Genomic DNA, 303 nt, shown 5'->3' with positions numbered 1-303 from the left:
CTTTTGGAAAAACGAACCGGCCATTATCAAAGGCATGAAAAGAAATCGCCTAAAAACGTTACTGGCGAATGACATTAACCTGTATGGTTATCACCTACCATTAGATGCTCACCCAGTATTAGGCAACAATGTGCAACTGGCTCATATTATGGGCGTGCAAGTCAATGGCAACATTGAGCCACTGATGCCATTTGGCTTTTTCGACCAACCCATTACCCCAGCGGCATTAACCCAACGTTTAGAAACACGCTTAGGGCGCAAAGTATTGCATTGTGGCGACAACGCCAAAGAAGAAATTCGTCA

Annotated in this window: 1 protein-coding gene; it reads left to right on the top strand. The window is 44.6% G+C overall.

Annotated elements, in window-relative coordinates; all coding sequences use genetic code 11:
* A partial coding sequence (locus ACNQ0T_RS23750; RefSeq protein ID WP_417930448.1) for a Nif3-like dinuclear metal center hexameric protein occupies positions 1-303 on the top strand: 303 nt, incomplete at both ends.

Origin of the sequence: Enterobacter cloacae complex sp.6700776 (assembly GCF_048284255.1) — a bacterium.
Taxonomy (GTDB): domain Bacteria; phylum Pseudomonadota; class Gammaproteobacteria; order Enterobacterales; family Enterobacteriaceae; genus Enterobacter; species Enterobacter intestinihominis.
Note: the sequence above shows the minus strand (reverse complement) of the source record. Positions and strands in the feature narration are given on the sequence as shown.